A 14,241-nucleotide genomic window follows, 5' to 3' on the forward strand; every position below is an offset into this window, starting at 1 on the left:
TTTTGTCGTTATTGGACGTGCTCAATCTCAAACCCCAAATCCTCAATCATCTGCCAATCCGCTTCCGCCGCTTGGCCCGGCGTCGTCAGGTAATCGCCGACGAAAATCGAGTTCGCCGCGTAGAGTCCCAGGGGCTGCAGGCTCCGCAGGTGGTGTTCCCGCCCGCCGGCGATGCGAATTTCCTTGCTGGGGTTGACAAACCGCATCATAGCCAGGATTTTGAGGCACTCGTAGGGTGTGAGTTCGTGATGCCCGGCGAGTGGAGTTCCTTCTATCGGGGTCAGGAAGTTGCAGGGAATCGAGTCCACGTCCAGCTCGCGCAACGCGAACGCGATGTCCACCCGCTCCACGTCCGTTTCTCCCATTCCAAAGATGGCGCCTGAGCAAGGGGACAGTCGAGCGGATCGCGTGTGTTCGATGGTTTCCACTCTGTCTTCATAGGTGTGCGTGGTGCAAATTTCCCCGTAGCGTGTGAAACTCGTGTTGAGGTTGTGATTGTAGCGGTGCACACCCGCCTCAGCAAGCTTGGTTGCTTGTTCGGGGGTGACCAGGCCGAGACAGCAACAGATGCGCAGGTTGGTGGTGTTACGAATCTCGCGCACAGCGGCGGCCACTTCGTCCACCTCCCGGTTGGATGGACGCCGGCCTGACATAACGATGCAATAAGTCGAAGCTTTTCGTTCGAGCGCCGCCTTCGCGCCTTCCACGAGCTGTTTGCGCGTCAACAGCGGGTACTTCTCGATGGGGGCCGTCGAGAGGATGGATTGGGAACAGTAGGCGCAGTCTTCTGGACACAGGCCCGATTTCGCATTCACAATGAGGTTCAGTTTGACCGTGTTCCCGTAGTAGTGCCGGCGCAGCCGATAAGCGCCGTCCAGCAGGGCGAGCACTTCGCCATTGTCCGCACGCAGCATCGCCAACGCGTCCTCGCGCGTGACGGGGCGCCCCGACAGCACAGCTTCAGCCAGTTCGCTCCACCTTCCGTCAATTGTCATTGTACCCAGTTCCTCCTTGTTGCCTCGTGTGTAAACTATGATACGTTATCAAGTTTACAATAATCCTGAGGGAAGTTCATACCGGGCTGGTGTGGTCCACACGTCGCACGGATCGCCAAAGCCGCGCTGGAGATGGCCCTGTGGGACGTGTTTGCCCCCGACACCGGCATAACCCGCCGCGAGGAAGATGGGGCAGCCAGGAAGGATGGAAGGTCCAGTGGGAGAGAGACTTGACAGCGCGACAATCGATGGCCATTTAATTTAATTTATAGAACAGGAGCCAAGTTTGTAGGCGGACTTGGAAGCCTTGATCTCAGGAGGTGCGTTGGAATGAGCCGGGAACCGGTCGAGTTTTTGAAGCAGATTGTTCGAATTCCCTCTGTCAATCCGCCGGGGAACGAACGAGAGGTAGCGCTGGCGTTGCAAGTGCTCTTGGAAAGGTACGGGTTGGAGACGCGTCGGACGGATTTTGACGGGGGGCGCGCCAACCTGGTCGCCTGGCTGCGCGGCAATCACAGTGGTGGCGGCAAGCGCATACTCGGTCTGTCCGGACACATGGATGTCGTGCCGCCCGGACAGGTGCCATGGTGTTATGATCCGTTTTCTGCCGTTGAAGAGAACGGGCGGATCTACGGTCGAGGAACCAGTGACATGAAAGGCGGACTCGCAGCCCTCGCCTTTGCCATGATTGAGCTGAAAGAGGAAGGTGCACGTCTCAATGGGGATGTGAAACTCTTGGCGTCTGCCGGGGAGGAGGCGGGGTCAGTTGGAGCGAAGCGACTGTTTGCCGCCGGAGAAATGGATGAAGTGACGGCTCTGATTATCGCCGAGCCCACGCGGGATCACATCGTCGTCGGGCAGAAAGGCGCGTTGTGGGTAGAGATCACGTGTTTCGGAAAGACCGCCCACGGTTCGTCTCCAGAACTCGGGGTCAACGCCATCGTCCACATGCACCGAATCATCGATGCCTTCCTGAATCGCTTTCGGATGGAGTATACGCCGGATGACCTGCTCGGACATCCCACGAGCAACATCGCGATCATCCAAGGTGGCGTGAACACGAACGTGGTGCCTGATCATTGCCGCGTTCAAATCGACTTTCGTACAGTACCCTCACAGAAGCACGAGCGCATTTTACAGGAGTTGAATGCGCTGATTGCTTCCGTAGAACCGGATTGTCCCGGCCTCCATGCAGAACTGCGAGTGCTAAACGACTTGCCATCGGTTAGAACACGCTCAGACGATCCCTTTCTCGCGACGGTGACGGAGGGATATAAGGAGGTATTCAATGCCGAGCCGACCATCCGCGGCACGAATGGGTACACAGACGCCGCGGAGCTGATTCCCCCAGGCCACAACAAGCCATTTGTGATTATTGGTAGTGGTGATGACAGACTGTCCCATCAGCCAGACGAATCGATTGAGGTGGAACGGTTTTTGCGCTCCATTGAGCTATACAAGTCTATGATACGCAAGTATTTACAATAGGTAGATTAAACAATAGGGAAGGACGATTGACAGCAAGCGCAAATCTGCATATAAATATAATTACGTGCTCGATAAACAGATTAATTATATATATTTACTTCGTTTTACGAAGCCGTCTAGTCGCTATGTTCGATCCTCCGCATATAGCTCCGATGGTGGAGAGATACCTGCGAACACTTAGCGCCTCTATACCTACTTATCATTCCTATATTATGTAAAATGTGTATTTCGAATGAGGTGGAATGAGTGTCACCGAAGTACCGGCTTGGAATCGACATCGGAGGGACTTTTACTGATTTCACCCTTCTGGATCAAGAAACAGGAGAGATTTTCTCGCATAAGACACCTACAGTTCCTCATGATCCGGCGAAGGGTGTTCTGAATGGCCTAACATACCTGGTTGAACAGAAGGAGGTACAGCCCTCCGATATTACCTATTTTGTCCACGGAACGACCATAGGGTTGAACACGCTCCTACAGCGAAATGGGAGTAAAATTGCTCTATTTGTCACGGAAGGCTTTCGCGATCTATTAGCCTTGCAGCGTTTGCGACTTCCTGTTCCATACGATTTTCGCTCTCGCCTTCCTGAACCCCTGGTGCCGCGGAAGAGAGTGTTCCCAATTCGAGAGCGTCTGTGGAAAGACGGCACGACGAGGTTGCCTCTCGACTTCGACACGCTGAATGCGGCGATTGATGCTGCCATTGAGGAAAAGGTGGAAGGTATCGCAATTTGTTTCTTGCACAGTTATAAAAATCCGATTCACGAGGAAATGGCCGCGGCAGCTATTCATGAGCGTGTTCCAGAGATACCCGTGGTCATCTCGTCGTCGGTTTGGCCTCAGATGCGAGAGTACGAACGCGCGACAATGACCGTCTTGAATCTTTATATTCAACGTCGAATGCTACAGTACTTCCGTAACCTGAAGTCTGAACTTGAAAGGGCGAGAATCACTGTCACTCCTTACATCACTCAATCCAATGGTGGGATTATGGACCTTCAGGCTGCCTCGGAGGCTCCCATCCGAACCCTGCTTTCCGGTCCAGCGGCCGGCGTGATCGGAGCTGCCCGTGTCGCGAAGGCCGCTGGGTTCGATAATGTGATCACAATCGACATGGGGGGGACGAGTGCAGATATTTCCATCATTCAAAATGGGCGGCCGAAATACACTCCATCAAGTGAACTGGATGGATTTCCAATTATGTTGCCGACAATCTTCGTGTCTTCCATAGGCGCCGGTGGTGGGTCCGTCGCCTGGATCGATAAAGGGGGCATCCTGAAGGTAGGGCCAGACTCCGTAGGGGCGGATCCCGGGCCAGCTTGTTATGGCCGTGGTATGCAACCGACCTTAACAGATGCATTTCTTCTTTGTGGCTATTTGAACCCAGATCAATTTGCTGGGGGCCTTATGAAACTGGATCCGCAACGGTCAGCCGAAGCCATGCGTCCGATTGCGGAGTATCTCCATCAAAGTGTGGAAATGGCGTCGGATCGAATCATTCAGGTGGCAGTGGCCAACATGTATACTGACGTGAGCAGTGTCATGGAGCAACAAGGCTTTGATCCTCGGGAATTTACTTTAGTGGCTTTTGGCGGAGCCGGCCCTGTCACTGCCAACTTTTTGGCCGACGAAATACAGGCTAATAGCGTGCTGGTGCCTCTCCATCCAGGCACCTTGTGCGCTCTTGGTTCGCTTACTGCGGATTTTATGTACGATGCCATTAGGTCGCGGCAATCCGTCTTGAGTGAAATTTCCACGGAGGAGCTCCGTGGCGAATTCCTCCGTTTGGCAGAGCAAGCAAAGACGTGGTTGGAACAACAGCACGGGTCTCACGTGCAGTCCATGGAACTTGTGTATTCACTCGATGCCCGATACAAAGGACAAGCCTATGACATCGAACTCCAACTGGATCCAAAATGGCTTGAAGAGCCGACCCATGCGAAAATCATGGAGCGTTTCCATGATGTTTATCGTAAGCAGTATGGACATTACAATGCGGGAGGGACTGTCGAAGTCATCAACCTTCGGGTTCGGATAATAGGCAATACACACAAACCGCCGTTGAGCACCGTTTCTCCGGCAACAGCAAGTCCGAGGCCGTCTGCGTCACGCCAGATCCTTTTCCGTGGAAAGACGTACGCCGCCGAGGTGTATCCAAGGTCTGGACTCCGGGCAGGACATCACTTCCGTGGTCCGGCCATTGTGGAACAAAGTGATACAACGGTACTCATCCTGCCCGGGTGGGAAGCCCGTGTTGATACATATGGGAATCTACTGATTACAAGGCCTCAACAAACGAATTTTGGTTCACATTAAGGAGGAGCCACTGTGCGAACTGATCCCGCCACTTTGGAAATTCTAAGGAGCTATTTCAACGCTATTGCCGCGGGGATGGGACATGTCATTGAGCGGACCTCCTTTACCACGTTTGTCAAGGAATCTGCTGACTTTGCGACGGCATTGGCGACGCCGTCCGGGGAGTTTTTTGTCTATCCTCGTACAGTAGGTGTAACTATCTTTGTCGGACTTAGCTTAGAACGGGCCATTCGAGAATGCGGACATTTGAATCCAGGCGACATCATCATCACAAACGATCCGTATTCGACGGATGGTTTGGCGACTCACCTGCCGGATGTGCATATCATCAAACCGATTTTTGTGGATGGCACATTAATCAGTTATGCGTGGGCATTTGTACATTGCAGCGATGTCGGTGGGCTTGTTCCGGCTAGCATCTCTCCTACCGCCACGGAAATTCATCAGGAAGGACTCCGGATCCCTCCGGTCAAATTGTATCGCCAGGGCAAACTGAATGAAGAAGTGCAGAAGCTGTTTATGGCCAACTGCAGAATCCCGGATCTGAACGAAGGCGACATCAACTCCATGGTTGCGGCCGTAAACACCGCCGAAGCCCGGTTGCATGAGATGGTTAGAAAGTTTGGCTTACAGATAGTTCAGCAGTCCATGGAGGACCTTTTGGAACAGGCCGAGGAGCGGGCACGTCGAGTCATCTCGGACATTCCGGATGGAACATATACCTTTTCCGATTATCTGGACAGCGACATGATGTCTGAGGTCCCGATTCGCCTTTCTGTGAAATTACAAGTATCTGGGAGCGACATCACTTTAGATTTGTCGAATTGTGATCCACAAACGGCAACGGCATTTAACTTGGTAACGAATGGTTCCCGGCACTCGTTTCTATTTCAAGGTCTAATCAATTACATTATTAGTTCCGATCCGTACATCCCCGTCAACGGCGGCATCGCACACCCGATTCATGTCGTCGCTCCCAAGGGGACAGTGGTCAACGCGGAATATCCCGCGGCTGTCGGTGTCAGACACACCATCACCATGCGGATGTACAACGCGATTCTTGGAGCGCTCGCTCAGGCCATACCTGACAAAATTCCTGCCGCAGGCGCGGGACAGGCTGCGATTGTGGTGCTTTCGACGCCCGATGAACTAACTGGTGCTAGGAATGTGACCGTCGTTGAACCGATGGGAGGAGGTGGTGGCGGCCAGTATGACATGGACGGCGTGGATGGAATTGATCACGCGTCAGGATTCCTAAAGAACACGCCCATTGAAAGCTTAGAGCATCACATTGACGTGCTTGTGACACGATATGAATTGTTGCCCGACAGTGCGGGGCCAGGTATGCATCGCGGCGGGCACGCAATCCGTCTCGATTTTGAAATTCTAAAACCAGGATCCATTGTGACTGCCCGAGGGATGGAGCGTGTACACTTTCAACCGTGGGGTCTCCGAGGTGGCCGAGCGGGTTCCCTGGGAAGTGTCCTGTTGAACCCGGGTCTGCCAAATGAGCAACGCCTGTCCAAGATTGATGTTCTTATGCCAGATCCCGGCGATGTCGTAAGCATTCGTTCGCCGGGAGGAGGCGGTTGGGGCAGTCCGTATCACCGGGATCCAAGGCGAGTGCTCGAAGATGTGGAATCAGGTCTATTGAGTTCTGATGAGGCGAAAGCGAGTTACGGTGTCGTCATTCGGAAAGGAGGTGACGCACTTGAAGTAGATGAGGTAGCCACTACGAGTCTTCGTGGCATGCTTACTGCTTCCCAGGATTCTGAAGGACTTTGGGACTTCGGGTTCGCTCGGGAGGAGTACGAGCGGCGCTGGTCGTCCGAGGCGAGCGATGCTCTTGCACAGCTCTTAATCACCTTGCCTGCAGCGCAACGTTCATATTGGAAACATAGGATTCATGAGATGTCACGCAGCATTCAACTTGATGGACCCGTTCAAGCTGAAACGGTTCACAAAATGTGGGAGCAACTCAGATTCGGCTCTAAGGAGGATCATCTATGAGAAAACAGAGATACTTAGGTGCAATCTTCGCCGCCCTGTTGACGGTCGTGGTCAGTGGATGCGGAACCGCTTCGACCAATTCCCAATCTAGTAGCGCTCAAACGAGTACAAACAACGGCGCTAAGACCAATAAAGTCATCATCGGTGTCTATGGAGGCAGCTGGGAGCAGGAAATTCGCTCGGCGGCACTTAATGATTTCCAGAAGCGCACAGGTATAAAGGTCGTCGTGGTCCCCGGAACGGATGCGGACTGGTTTGCCAAGGTGCGTGCAGCGAATGGGAAGAATCCACCGTACGATATCTTGGTTCTGCAACCGGACACCATCAACCGTTTAGAGGGAGCAAATTTGCTGCAGCCTCTTGATTCGAAACATGTTCCGAACCTTGCACACCTGTACGCCAGCGCTACCGACCACTTCACGAAGGATGGGAAAGTATATGCTGCTGGATTCAGTTATGGACAATTGGGCATAGCGTATCGGAAAGATTATGTTCATGTACCGCCGAGCAAGTGGACCAATCTGTGGAATCCGAGATATAAAGGGCATGTCGCGGTGTCACCCCTTACATATGCAGCCGGTCTACAATTTTTTGCGGGTATCGTACACGCGACCGGCGGCCAATTAAGCAATCCAAGCGACGTTCAAAAGGCATTTCAAAAACTCGGTCAATTGCGCAACAATGTGGTGGCTTATCCAAGTGATCCCGGCACCATTCAGACACTCTTGCAGAGAGGCAATGCTTGGCTCGTTCCCGAGTGGGATGGACGGGCATATGCTTTGCAGCAGCAGGGGCTGGACGTCGGTTTTGTCTACCCGAAGGATGGACCTGTCGCCGCCATATCCAGCTGGGCCATCATGAAAGGAAGCCCGAATCTCGCCAACGCATACAAGCTTTTGAATTACTTGCTGAGCCCCCAAGTGGAAGGAAAGTTCGCTCAGCAGTCGTTCTACGGGATGAGTAACAAAGATGTTCAATATAGTTCAGATTTCAAAAAGAAAATTCACGTCGGCGACGCATATTACAACAAGTTGCTGTGGGTAGATTATTCAGTAGTGACACCGAATCTGGCACAGTGGACGAACGAGTGGTCGCAGGTGATGGGTGAGGGCAAATGAGCAACATTCGTATTGAGAATGTTAGCCGTCAGTTTAGCTCAGTCACGGTCCTGGACCAAGTAAGTCTTGAGGTCCAAGAGGGAGAGCTTTTCTCCCTTTTGGGCCCGTCTGGTTGTGGAAAGACTACCTTGCTCAACATTATCGCTGGTTTTCTTGCACCCACGAGGGGATCGGTCTGGCTGGGAGATCGGAACATTACCCAATTGCCGCCGTATCGTAGGGATATTGGGATGGTATTTCAGAACTACGCCCTGTTCCCGCATTTAAATGTGTTTCAGAACGTGGCCTATGGTCTGACGCTGCGGAAGCTGTCTCATGGAGAGGTCAAACGACGGGTCGACGAAGTACTTTCCATCGTTCAGTTAGAACAGTACGCCGACAGAATGCCTCATCAATTGAGCGGTGGCCAGCAACAGCGCGTGGCCATCGCCCGCGCACTCGCTATCCGTCCTGCGGTGTTGCTGATGGATGAGCCTTTAAGCAATTTGGATGCCAAGCTCCGAAAGAGTATGCAAAGCGAACTTCGCAGTCTCCAGCGACGGGTAGGTATCACGACAATTCTCGTGACGCATGATCAAGAGGAAGCACTGGCGTTGTCGGATCGCATCGGTGTCATGGGACATGGTCGTCTGCAACAAGTTGGTACGCCTGTAGAGATCTATCGCCGGCCGTTCAATCGGTTTGTCGCGGAATTCATTGGTGAAGCGAATTTTATCACGGCGACATTAGATTCCCATCAAACCAGAGAAAATGGTTATTTGACATTCACTGTTCCCAGTGAAGGGCATCGAGACCCTCTCCACTTGGCTGTTCAACCGGGGTCTTATTCATTTGGAAAAAAATCAATCGTCACCTTCATGCTCCGCCCAGAGCACATCCAGGTGGGCAAGGCGACAGATCAGAGAGGTTACAATCAGACCAACGCAGAAGTCGTGGACTGTTCGTATGCCGGTAGTCTTCTCCGCCTTCGTGTCCGACTGCAGGGAGGGGGAGAATTTCTGGTGACCACCTCGGACATTGACCTTTTTTCAGAGGGAATTGCACCCAATCAACAACTGCATCTATCATGGGAACCGTCGGCTTTGGTACCAATCTCTGAAGGGGAATAAGGCTTGATATGAACCAGCGGTGGCTGAAATCTCTATACTGGTTGTTACTCATCCCTGCGATTTTGTTCCTTGTCCTGTTCTTTCTTCTTCCATTAATCCTGCTGGTGGAAGTCAGCTTTCGAAAAGTCGATAGAATGCTGGATATACTCCCCAGTTTTGGTTTGGATCAATATATGCAAATTTTTACGAGTCCTATCTATGGACACATGATGATCGACGGCCTCCGTGTAGCGGCATTGACAGCTGTGATTTGCATTTTGCTTGCATATCCGGCCGCCTACGGTTTGGTTCGGGCACCCAACCGACTGGTTCGAACGATTCTCTATATTATCTTGGTCTCTCCCTTGCTCAATAGCGTCGTCGTACGGACGTTCGCATGGATTGTTTTGTTATCGAATAACGGATTGATCAATCAATTTTTGCATTGGCTTGGTGTGATTAATCATCCCTTGAGCTTACTGTGGAACATGAAGGCCGTCATTGTCGCTTATGTACAAGTCCTGCTGCCATTCGCTGTGTTACCTATTTCCACCTCCTTGGCAGATATTCATCCTTCGCTTCGACATGTGTCGATGAGCTTGGGGGCAGGACGATTACAGACTTTCCTGCGAATTACGTTGCCTCTCACTATCCCGGGTTTAATTTCGGGCTCTATGATTGTGTTCTCACTTGCGGCTGGAAGTTACATTACACCTTTATTGATAGGTGGAAGCGCTCAGCCCTTGTGGTCACTCAATATCTATCAACAGGCAATCCAGATCGACGACCTTCCTTTGGCTGCTGCCATGTCTTTGCTATTACTTTTCACTGTGCTCATTATCATAATGGCACTTGGATATGTACTGAGACGATGGGAGAAGAGGGTTTATGGTTGAACATGGTGCTTCTACTGGAGTAACAAGTCCAAAGAAGGTAAATTGGATAAACATCTTGTTGTGGACATGCACGGTGCTCATCTACGCGTTTCTTGCCCTGCCCGTGATTGTGGTCGTCTTGTCGGCATTCAGTCCAACCCCATTTCCTCAGTTTCCACCGACACATGTGTCGATCAAATGGTTTTTGGCTGTACTCAACAACTCCGAGTGGATGGATGCCTTCCGCATCAGTTTGATTTTGCTCGTGATTGTGACGCCAGTCACGGTGATTTTAGGGACCTTAGCCGCGTACGGCATATCCAGGCTGGAGTTTCGAGGCCGACAAGTGATTCAGGCTTTAATGTTATCTCCGTTGATGATGCCTGAAATCACGTTAGGCATTATGCTTCTATACGCTTTTACCCTATTTGGGTTTGTAGGGACAATATGGGCGCTCGTGATTGGACATACACTGGTTGCCTTTCCTTACGTAGTGCGGACGGTGAGCGTGAGCCTTGCCGGGTTGGATCGAACTCTGGAGGATGCTTCCATGAATTTGGGTGCTGGGCCGGTGGTAACCTTTCGCCAAGTGACGCTGCCGCTGATGCGTCCTGGTATCATCGCGGGTGCTGTATTCGCATCCGTGACGTCATTTGGCGAGGTTTCAGTTAGTCTGCTGGTGAACGGGCCACAGACCATCACAATTCCAGTACGAATTTATAACTACATACAGCAAACCTTTGATCCCAGCGTGAACGCCGTTTCTGTAATATTCGTTGTTCTGGCCATCGGAACGTTGGTGGTGATTGAACGCCGATTTGGGCTAACTAGGGTCCTTTGATCCAACACGGTATGCCCGGCCTACATCACTGAAAGCAGGGTTGTTCACATGAAGGTGAGATCTGTTCGCTTGCGCCGCCTGCGGTTGCCGATGCAGGAGCCGTTCGAGACGTCGTTTGGCGTCGAAACGGACAAAGATGTCATCATTGTCCAACTCGAAACCGAGAGCGGGGCCGTCGGGTACGCGGAATGTGTGGCCATGGCGGCTCCTCTTTATTCCGAAGAGACCACCGGCACCGCCTGGCATGTATTGACCGAGTTTTTGATCCCGCATCTGTTGCGAGCGCCCGACTTGATGGATTTCTCCAGCCTGGAGGACCTGCACCAGGTTCGCCGCCACTTTGCCCACTTCAAGGGCAACCAGATGGCCAAGGCCGCGCTGGAGATGGCCCTGTGGGACGCGTTCTCCGCCGATACGGGAACGCCCCTGACGGACCTGCTCGGCGCCGAGAAAGCGGCCATCCCGGTCGGCATCAGCGTCGGCATCCAGCCGAGCACGGAGGCGCTGCTAAAAAAGGTGGAAGGCTACCTCGAGCAGGGCTTCCAGCGCATCAAGGTGAAGATCAAGCCCGGGTACGATGTGGAACCGCTCATAGCCTTGCGCCGCGAGTTCGGCGACATCCCGCTGATGGCCGACGCCAACAGCGCCTACACTCTGGCGGATTTGGACACGTTCCAGCGCCTGGACAGTCTGGGCCTGACGATGATAGAGCAACCGCTGGCCCACGATGACATGGTGGACCACGCCGCATTGCAGCGGCGGTTGGCGACCCCGATTTGTCTGGACGAGAGCATCCACCACGCCGAGGACGCGCGCAAGGCGATTGAGTTGGGGGCCTGCCGCATCATCAACCTGAAGCTAGGGCGCGTCGGCGGGTTTGGCGAGGCGCTGGCGATTCACCAGGTGTGCCAGGCGCACGACATCCCGCTCTGGTGCGGCGGCATGCTGGAGACCGGCATCGGCCGCCTGCACAACATCGCCATCACCGCGCTGCCCGGCTTTACGCTGCCTGGGGACACCGCCCCAAGCGCCCGCTACTTCGCCGAGGATGTTATCGATCCGCCTGTCACCTTTGCCCGGCCGGGCTTTCTGGCCGTGGAGCGGCTGGCTGGAGTGGGGGAGCGCGTGCGGACAGATCGGCTGGAAAAGTGGACGGTGGAGGAGGCGCACGTGACGCGGCAGGGGCGCATCGGATGATGGGCCAGGGCGCAGTGGAGCCACCCGCACATATATTCTGCCACTTGGGGAAACACTGCTGAGCAGTGAACCGGTGGCGCGCAGAATGGGGGAATGGGCGTGAAGTTGAACATCGTGGACGCCTTGTTGGCGTTTTTCATTGGGGAAGAGATCGACACGGGACGATCTTCGATGTACTTCGAGGCCGTTTCCCGGCGCCCAGCGCACAGGTCGCGAGTGTCCGTGTCCCCGCGCCAAAACCAACACACCGCGTGGGACGAGCGGGACATCTGACCTCGTGCGGATGGCCACCGGCCGTCGGAGGTGTACATCGATGCGTTTCGCTATCGTCGGAGAACGCCTGAGCCCGCGCCAGCGCTGGCTGGCCGACGGGCTGGACAGAACGCTTCAGCACCGGGGCCACACGCGGGTTGAGCCGGGAGACGAGGACCTGCGGATGGTGCTCAACTTTGCCGATTCGGACCACCCGCGTCCCTACCGGCGCAAGGCGCAGGCTACCTACGTCGTCACCGTGGCGGAGCTGGACGAGCGTCCGGAGAGCATCCTGCGCGCGGGCTACCCGATTCTGGTGCGGTCTCTGTCCAATCTGCTGCTTTTGCTGGTCAACACACCAGACGACTTTGACACCTACTTTGTAACCTTAGAGCAAGGATTTTACCGCGTGCCGCCCACGGGGCACGATGACGATTACTTCGCGCGCGTGTACCAGCGCTTGGAGCCGCTGGCCACCTCCAACCTCATCATCAACAACGATTTCCACCCCGATTTACCCGAGGAACTTTGGGAAGGCGACGACATTACCCGCCAGGTCAGCCGAGCCGCGAAGCAGATTGAGGCGATGGAGCTATGGCCGGCCCCGTTTCCGATTCAGGAGATCCTACCGCCGGAGGACTTGCGCCACGTCAAGCGGCTGTACGGTATCGGCGGGCTCAGCTACGGCAATCTGAGCGCCAGAAAGGACAGGCGGCGCTTTTGGATGAGCGCCAGCGGTGTCAACAAGGCCAACCTGCGGACCGTGGGGGAGGATATCCTGCTCGTCAAGCAGTTTGACGAACGGCGCAAGGCGATGCAGTTGAGCGTACCCCCGCACGTGACGCCGAGGCGGGTATCGGTGGACGCGATAGAACACTGGATGATTTACACCGAGCATCCCGACGTAGGCGCCATTGTGCACATCCACGCCTGGATAGAGGGCATCCCGTCGACGCAGATCAACTACCCGTGCGGCACGGTGGAGTTGGCGCGCGCGGTGGCCAACGAGGTGCGTCGCGCGAAGGACCCGGCGCGTGCCATCATCGGACTCAAAAACCACGGCATGACCATCACCGGGCCCGACTTGGACGACATCTTCGAGCGGATTGACGGCAAGGTGATCCCGCAGGTGCCTATGGCGTAGGATGCGGCGCTTGCGTGCGCGGCGCATCCTACGCCCGGCGTCAGCGATGGGGCGTGAAATCGCGTTGCTGATGCGTTTGTTCCAAAACGAGCTGGTCCCAGCCGCGAATGGTGAGCCGGTAATAGGCCTCCATCAGTCGCGGGAACACGTGGGCGATGCGCGCCGCTGGTGCGAGGCGGCGCGGGATGGTGACGTCCGCGCGCCTTTTGTGGATGGCGCGCACGATTTGGCGCGCCGCGGTATCCGGGTGCAGCACCGGCACACCGGGCGGAACGCGGTACATGCCGCTGTGAATGTGTCCTTGAATCAGCGGTGTCAAGACGGGGCCGGGCGAAAGGATGCCGACATGGATGCCTTGGGGTCGCAGCTCCTGCCGCAGGGCCAACGCGAACCCGCGCAGGGCGTGTTTACTGGCCGCGTAGGCGGTGAAAAACGCGGGCGTACACTGCACAGAGACCGAGGACACGTAGTAAATGCAGCGCACCTGGCTGCGCCGGATGAGCGGCAGCAGGGCCTGGGTGGTTCTCACCGCCCCCCAATAGTTGATCTCCATCGCCTGTTTCGCCTCTTCCACGTCGAGCGACTGCGCCGGGGCGAGCGAAAACACGGCGGCCGCGTAGACGAGGATGTCCACCCGCCCGTACGTTTGCGCCAGCCACCGCGAGAGCCCGGCGACTTCTTCCGCCTCAGTGCAGTCGGCGGCATAGACCGCTGCCTTTCTGCCTGTGCGGCGCTCAATCTCATCTGCCGCCGCCTCCAGCGCCGGTTTTCCGCGGGCCACGAGCACCACGCTGGCGCCCTGTTCCGTCAGTTGGGCCGCCACCGCTCGGCCGATGCCGCCAGATCCACCGACGATGACGACGATAGGCGACTCTGTCCGCACTCGCATAGATGGTCCTCCTGATTACGGGATTGCT

General features: G+C 55.0%; 12 protein-coding genes. 10 read left to right on the top strand and 2 right to left on the bottom strand.

Annotation, left to right across the window (positions count from 1 at the left end):
- Nucleotides 1–8 precede the first annotated feature (8 nt).
- The gene (bioB, locus tag AK2_RS11935; RefSeq protein ID WP_067934680.1) at nucleotides 9–995 is read right to left on the bottom strand and encodes a biotin synthase BioB; all 987 of its coding nucleotides are present in this window, start codon (nucleotides 993–995) and stop codon (nucleotides 9–11) included.
- A gap of 330 nt (nucleotides 996–1,325) precedes the next feature.
- Here bioB and AK2_RS11940 point away from each other — a divergent pair, with 330 nt between their 5' ends.
- The 10 genes from AK2_RS11940 to AK2_RS11980 all read left to right on the top strand — a co-directional run bounded on the left by AK2_RS11940 (nucleotide 1,326) and on the right by AK2_RS11980 (nucleotide 13,324).
- Entirely contained in the window at nucleotides 1,326–2,483 is a 1,158-nt protein-coding gene (locus AK2_RS11940) for a M20 family metallopeptidase (RefSeq protein ID WP_067934682.1), read from the top strand.
- Nucleotides 2,484–2,729: 246 nt separating this feature from the next.
- Nucleotides 2,730–4,799: a hydantoinase/oxoprolinase family protein gene (locus AK2_RS11945; RefSeq protein ID WP_067934683.1), complete on the top strand. Its 2,070-nt coding sequence runs from the start codon at nucleotides 2,730–2,732 to the stop codon at nucleotides 4,797–4,799.
- Nucleotides 4,800–4,811: 12 nt separating this feature from the next.
- Nucleotides 4,812–6,809, top strand: coding sequence for a hydantoinase B/oxoprolinase family protein (locus AK2_RS11950; protein WP_067934685.1), 1,998 nt, complete (start codon nucleotides 4,812–4,814; stop codon nucleotides 6,807–6,809).
- Nucleotides 6,806–7,927 carry an ABC transporter substrate-binding protein gene (locus tag AK2_RS11955; RefSeq protein ID WP_067934687.1) on the top strand — a complete coding sequence of 374 codons (1,122 nt, stop codon included), beginning with the start codon at nucleotides 6,806–6,808 and terminating at the stop codon, nucleotides 7,925–7,927. The genes AK2_RS11950 and AK2_RS11955 overlap by 4 nt, the downstream gene beginning before the upstream one ends.
- The gene (locus AK2_RS11960) at nucleotides 7,924–9,036 is read left to right on the top strand and encodes an ABC transporter ATP-binding protein (protein WP_067934689.1); all 1,113 of its coding nucleotides are present in this window, start codon (nucleotides 7,924–7,926) and stop codon (nucleotides 9,034–9,036) included. Before AK2_RS11955 ends, AK2_RS11960 begins: the two co-directional genes overlap by 4 nt.
- Before the next feature lie 8 nt (nucleotides 9,037–9,044).
- Nucleotides 9,045–9,911, top strand: a complete 867-nt coding sequence (locus AK2_RS11965) for an ABC transporter permease (RefSeq protein ID WP_067934692.1) — start codon at nucleotides 9,045–9,047, stop codon at nucleotides 9,909–9,911.
- Nucleotides 9,904–10,731 (top strand): ABC transporter permease, encoded by an 828-nt coding sequence (locus AK2_RS11970; protein ID WP_067934694.1) that lies wholly within the window; start codon nucleotides 9,904–9,906, stop codon nucleotides 10,729–10,731. The genes AK2_RS11965 and AK2_RS11970 overlap by 8 nt, the downstream gene beginning before the upstream one ends.
- Before the next feature lie 48 nt (nucleotides 10,732–10,779).
- On the top strand, nucleotides 10,780–11,928 hold the full coding sequence (gene menC / locus AK2_RS11975; RefSeq protein WP_067934697.1) for an o-succinylbenzoate synthase: 1,149 nt from the start codon (nucleotides 10,780–10,782) through the stop codon (nucleotides 11,926–11,928).
- A 99-nt stretch (nucleotides 11,929–12,027) separates the two neighbouring features.
- Nucleotides 12,028–12,201 (top strand): hypothetical protein, encoded by a 174-nt coding sequence (locus AK2_RS16935; RefSeq protein ID WP_157076327.1) that lies wholly within the window; start codon nucleotides 12,028–12,030, stop codon nucleotides 12,199–12,201.
- 40 nt (nucleotides 12,202–12,241) lie between these two features.
- Nucleotides 12,242–13,324, top strand: coding sequence for a class II aldolase/adducin family protein (locus AK2_RS11980; protein ID WP_067934698.1), 1,083 nt, complete (start codon nucleotides 12,242–12,244; stop codon nucleotides 13,322–13,324).
- Between the two features lie 40 nt (nucleotides 13,325–13,364).
- On the opposite strand, the gene AK2_RS11985 is transcribed toward AK2_RS11980, so the two are convergent.
- Nucleotides 13,365–14,213: an SDR family NAD(P)-dependent oxidoreductase gene (locus tag AK2_RS11985; protein WP_067934700.1), complete on the bottom strand. Its 849-nt coding sequence runs from the start codon at nucleotides 14,211–14,213 to the stop codon at nucleotides 13,365–13,367.
- Between the last annotated feature and the right edge of the window lie 28 nt (nucleotides 14,214–14,241).

The organism is Alicyclobacillus kakegawensis NBRC 103104 (assembly GCF_001552655.1).
Classification (GTDB): Bacteria; Bacillota; Bacilli; order Alicyclobacillales; family Alicyclobacillaceae; genus Alicyclobacillus_G; species Alicyclobacillus_G kakegawensis.